Annotated in this window: 2 protein-coding genes and 1 pseudogene; all 3 read right to left on the bottom strand. The window is 73.8% G+C overall.

Features of this window, described 5'->3' with window-relative positions:
- On the bottom strand, nt 1–505 hold a 505-nt coding region (locus tag H5J33_RS32385), incomplete at its 3' end, for a uroporphyrinogen-III C-methyltransferase (protein WP_258565562.1).
- Nucleotides 502–1,497 carry a hydroxymethylbilane synthase gene (gene hemC / locus H5J33_RS32380; protein WP_181798293.1) on the bottom strand — a complete coding sequence of 332 codons (996 nt, stop codon included), beginning with the start codon at nt 1,495–1,497 and terminating at the stop codon, nt 502–504. The genes H5J33_RS32385 and hemC, both read right to left, overlap by 4 nt.
- Nucleotides 1,494–2,143: pseudogene (locus tag H5J33_RS32375) on the bottom strand (glutamyl-tRNA reductase); the annotation flags it as partial. The pseudogene H5J33_RS32375 and the gene hemC, both read right to left, overlap by 4 nt.

Below are 2,143 nucleotides of genomic sequence, written 5' to 3'. Positions count from 1 at the left end.
CGGTGTTCGACCCGATCGACCGCGTCTTCCTGCCGCGCGCCGACATCGCCACCGAGACCCCGGGGACGACCTCGAAGGGCACCCCGGCCGCGGCGCACGCGAGCATCTCCTCCGCCGCGCACGTATCCAGTCCCGGGTCGCCGGACACCGCACGGACGACCCGCCTGCCGCCCCGCGCGGCCTCCATGACAAGATGAGCGGCATCCCGGGCAGTACCCGGGACAGCGACGGGTGTTGACGTGCCGTCAACCACCGTCAGCTGGGGCGTGCCCGTGCCCGGCGGCGAGACCGAGGAGGGATCGGCGTCCGTCTGCACGACGGAGACGCCCTGTCGGGCGTGCGTCCGGATGACGTCGAGCACCTCGTGCTCGGCGACCAGGACGTCCGCGTTCGACAGCGCCTCCACGGCGCGCAGAGTCAGCAGTCCCGGATCCCCGGGTCCGGCACCGAGGAAGGTGACGTGCCCGTGTTCCGGACCGGCGGCAGGAAGGGCGGTGGGGCTCAATGTGCTCGCTCCCCCATCAGACCGGCCGCGCCCTGGGCGAGCATCTCGGTGGCGAGTTCGCGACCGAGTGCCCACGCCTGGTCGTGCGTCTGGGGCACGGGACCGGTGGTGGACAGCTGCACCATGCGGGTGCCGTCGGTCGTGCCGACGACGCCGCGCAGGCGCATTTCCTTGACAATCTGCCCGTCGGCATGGGGGTCCCCCCGCTCGAGCGGAGCCGAGAGTGGGGGAAGGTCGGCCAGCGCTCCCACGGGTGCGCTGCAACCGGCCTCCAGGGCGGCGAGCAGTGACCGCTCGGCGGTGACGGCGGCCCGCGTGAACGGGTCGTCCAGCTCACCGAGCGCGGCGATCAGTTCCGCGTTGTCCGCGGCGCACTCGATCGCCAGGGCCCCCTGGCCGGGGGCGGGCAGAACCGTGTCGACCGACAGGAAGTCGGTCACCTCGTCGATGCGGCCGATCCGGTTGAGGCCGGCGGCGGCCAGCACGACCGCGTCCAGCTCGCCGTCGCGGACGTACCGGATGCGGGTGTCGACGTTGCCGCGGATCGGGACCGTCTCGATGTCCAGTCCGTGTGCGCGGGCGTACGCGTTCAGCTGCGCCATGCGGCGCGGCGCGCCCGTGCCGATGCGGGCGCCGCGCGGCAGGTCGGTGAACTTCAGCGCGTCGCGGGCGACGATGACGTCCCGCGGGTCCTCGCGTTCCGGTACGGCCGCCAGGACCAGCTCCGCGGGCTGCGCGGTCGGGAGGTCCTTCAGCGAATGAACCGCGAAGTCGACCTCGCCCTTGAGCAGCGCGTCCCGCAGCGCGGTGACGAACACACCCGTGCCGCCGATCTGCGCCAGCGCCTCCCGGGAGACATCGCCGTACGTGGTGATCTCGACCAGCTCGACGGGCCGGCCGGTCACCTCGCGGACGGTCTCGGCCACCTGCCCGGACTGGGCCATGGCGAGTTTGCTCCGCCTGGTCCCCAGCCGCAGTGCCTTCTCACTCATGCTGGCCCTCGGTTCTTGTTCCGCGTGCTGTCCCCGGCCCCGGACACGGCCGCGGCCGTCTCGGGGTCGAGGTCGAACAGGGTGCGCAGCGCGTCCGCGTACCCGGCGCCGCCGGGTTCGGCCGCGAGCTGCTTGACCCGTACCGTCGGCGCGTGCAGCAGCTTGTCGACGACCCGGTGCACGGTCTGCCGGATCTCGCCGCGCTGGCGCTCGTCCAGGTCGGGCAGGCGGCCGTGCAGGCGGGCCAGCTCACTGGCGACCACGTCGGCGGCCATGGCGCGCAGCGCGACCACGGTGGGGGTGATGTGCGCCGCCCGCAGCGCGGCGCCGAAGGCCGCGACCTCGTCGGCGACGATGCGCCGCACCTGGTCCACGTCGGCGGCCATCGGCGCGTCGGCGGAGGCCTCCGCCAGCGACTCGATGTCCACCAGGCGGACCCCGGCCAGCCGGTGCACGGCCGCGTCGATGTCGCGGGGCATGGCCAGGTCGAGCAGGAAGAAGAAGGGCGCGGGGCGCTCGGCCACCGGCTCCGGCTTGCGCCGCTCGGGGATCCGGCCGACGGTGGCGGCGGTCGCGGCGAGCGCGGAGATCAGCTCGGCGTCCGCCTCGAACTCCGGTACGGACCCGGGCGCCATGAGGGTCAGAT

This window comes from Streptomyces sp. WELS2 (assembly GCF_013870595.1).
Classification (GTDB): Bacteria; Actinomycetota; Actinomycetes; order Streptomycetales; family Streptomycetaceae; genus Streptomyces.
The sequence above is the reverse complement of the archived record's forward strand: the minus strand, read 5'-3'. Positions and strand labels throughout refer to the sequence as shown.

Coding starts and splice junctions, on each gene's coding strand:
- hemC (WP_181798293.1), bottom strand. CDS start 1,497: ATGAGTGAGAAGGCACTGCGGCTGGGGACCAGGCGGAGCAAACTCGCC.